Source organism: Eggerthella sp., assembly GCF_048329335.1.
In the GTDB taxonomy this organism is placed as follows: domain Bacteria; phylum Actinomycetota; class Coriobacteriia; order Coriobacteriales; family Eggerthellaceae; genus Eggerthella; species Eggerthella lenta.
Window position 1 is genome coordinate 1 of record NZ_DBFEGU010000081.1, and the last position, 2,654, is coordinate 2,654.

The window sequence follows — 2,654 nt, forward strand, 5'->3', positions numbered from 1 at the left end:
CGACCCCACGACCCACCCGATGGTACACCTGTTCCCCTACTGGGACTTCAACGACGGGCAGATGATTGACCTATGCGCCTGCACAAATGCGCACAGCGTCGAGCTTTTTGTGAACGGTGAGAGCCTTGGCCGCAAGGTGCCGGACCACGCCAAGGGCCGCACCGCCAACTGGCAGACGCCCTACCGCCCCGGCAGCGTCAAGGCCGTGGCCTACGATGAAAACGGCACGGTCGTTGCCACCGATGAACAGGATTCCTTCGGCGACAGCACCATGGTCTGCCTGCAGGCCGACCGCAAGACGATCTCCGGCGACGGCCGCGAGCTGGCGTTTATCACGATCACGACCTGCGACAAAAACGGCAGCCCCGTGCGCAACGCAAACGACCGCGTGACGGTCCGCGTGAACGGCGCAGGCGTGCTGGTGGGCCTGGACAACGGCGACAGCGCCGACCCCGACGAGTACCAGACCGACAGCCGCCGTCTTTTCAGCGGCATGCTGCTGACCGTCGTGGCGGGCAGCGGCCGCACGGGCACGATTACCGTGGAAGTCACGGCCCCGGGCCTGCGCCCCGCCGTGCTGACGTTGAACGCCGCCCCGTTTGAAGGCCCCGTCCGCCGCCGTCTGTCGTCGATGAAATTCAACGGCAGCACGCAGGAGATCCCCGTGCGCAAGCTGGCCTTGACCGCCGAGCGCACGGCGCTGGACAAGGAGCACCCCGTAACCCACATTACCGCCGCCCGCCGCCCCGCCGATGCGACGTTCACCGACATTGAGTGGCAGCTGACCGACGACAGGGGCGTGCCTGCCGTGAACGCGGCCATGCAGCCAGACGGCGACACACTGACCGTGACCGCCTTGGGCGATGGTACGCTGCGGGTCCGTGCCCTGGTGCGCAACGGCCACGACGCGCCGCAGCTGATCTCCCAGCTGGAGTTGTCCATCTCGGGCGTCGGCCAGCTGCACAAGAACCCCTATGAGTTTATCTCGGCCAGCCGTTTTGATGCGTCCTTCGGCGATATCGGCAACGGCAACGAGCGCGGCGTCTCCACTTCCCGCACGGGCCGCAGCTGGGTGCTGTTCGATGACATCGACTTCGGCCCCGACGGCGCAGACACGGTGGAGTTGCCAATCTTCGCCCTGGACGGTGCGCCGACGACCTTCCGCTTCTGGGACGGCGAGCCCTACGCCGAGGGCAGCACAATGATCGGCGAGCGCATCTACCACAAGCCCAAGCAGTGGAACGTTTACCAGCCCGGCACCTTCAAACTGGATAAAATCCTGCGCGGCATCGGCAAGTTTGCCGTCGAGTTGAACGTGAAGGTCCACATCAAGGGCTTCACGTTTGCCCGCCGCTCCCGCGCGTGGGACACGCTGGCCGCAGGCGCGTGCGATTCCGTCTACGGCGACTCCTTCACCCGCGACGGCGCACGCGTGCTGGGCATCGGCAACAATGTCTCGCTGGTGTTTGACCGCATGGACTTTGGCGAAACGGGCTGTCGCGGCATCCGCATCACGGGCCGCAGTCCCCTGCCCGCCAATACCGTACACCTGCTGTTTGCCGCAGAGAACGGCGGCGAGCCCGAACGCCGCGTCGTCGAGTTCGGCCCGCAGGCCGACTGGGGCGAGCAGACGTTCACGTTTGCGCCCGTCACGGGTGCGCGGCAGGTGACGTTCCTGTTCCTGCCCGGCACGCAGTTTGATTTTGACAACTTCACGTTTATTTGAGGCGATACCCATGAACCACGAAATCTATGCGGACCACGCCGCCACCGCGCCCATTGAATCCTTGGCGATGGAAGCGATGTACACCGCGTACCAAGCGTACGCGAACCCCGCAGCGCTCTACCGCAGCGCCCTGCACACCAAGCAAACCGTGGAAAAAGCACGGCAGACCGTGGCAGAGAACCTGGACTGCACCCCCGATCATGTGTTTTTCACCTCCGGCGGCAGCGAGAGCAACACCTGGGCCATCCGCGGCACGGTGCCTCGGGGCGGCCATGTGGTCACATCCCCCATCGAGCATCACTCGGTTCTGAACGCCTGCGCATCAATCCAAGACGACGGCGGCCGCATGACGACGCTGGAGGTTGACGGGTTCGGTCGCATTGTGTCCGAGAGCTTGACCCGCGCCCTGACGGCTCACCCCGATCTGGTCAGTTTGCAATATGCCAACAATGAGGTCGGCGTCGTGCAGGACATCCCCGCGTTGGCGGCGCTCTGCCGTGAGGCAGGCGTGCCGCTGCATGTGGATGCCGTGCAGGCTGCGGGGCACCTGTCCATCCCGCTGGACGGCATCGATTTTCTGTCGGCATCGGCCCACAAGTTCGGCGGGCCCAAGGGCATCGGCTTTTTGTATGTGCACGAGCCGCGCAAGCTGCGCCCGCTGATCTACGGCGGCAGCCAGCAGTACGGCCTACGCCCCGGCACCGAGCCCGCGGCATTGATTGCGGGCCTGGCCGCAGCGTTCAAGATCACCTGCGCCGAGCGCCGCCAGCGCGCCGCCAAAAAGCGCGCCCTGGCCGACGAGTTTTGGCAGACGCTGCACGCCGCCCGGCCCGAGGCACGGCTGCACACCCCCGCCGACGGCCTGCCGGGTCTGCTGAGCATCGGCATCCCGGGCCGCAGCGGCCAGCGGCTGACCTACCAGCTGGAC

At 66.0% G+C, this 2,654-nt stretch carries 2 protein-coding genes; both read left to right on the forward strand.

Annotation, left to right across the window (positions count from 1 at the left end):
* Positions 1-1,726 (forward strand): DUF4982 domain-containing protein (locus ACMO6A_RS02555; RefSeq protein ID WP_418470733.1); only part of this gene is annotated, 1,726 nt, incomplete at its 5' end.
* 10 nt (positions 1,727-1,736) lie between these two features.
* On the forward strand, positions 1,737-2,654 hold a 918-nt coding region (locus ACMO6A_RS02560; protein WP_418470734.1), incomplete at its 3' end, for a cysteine desulfurase family protein.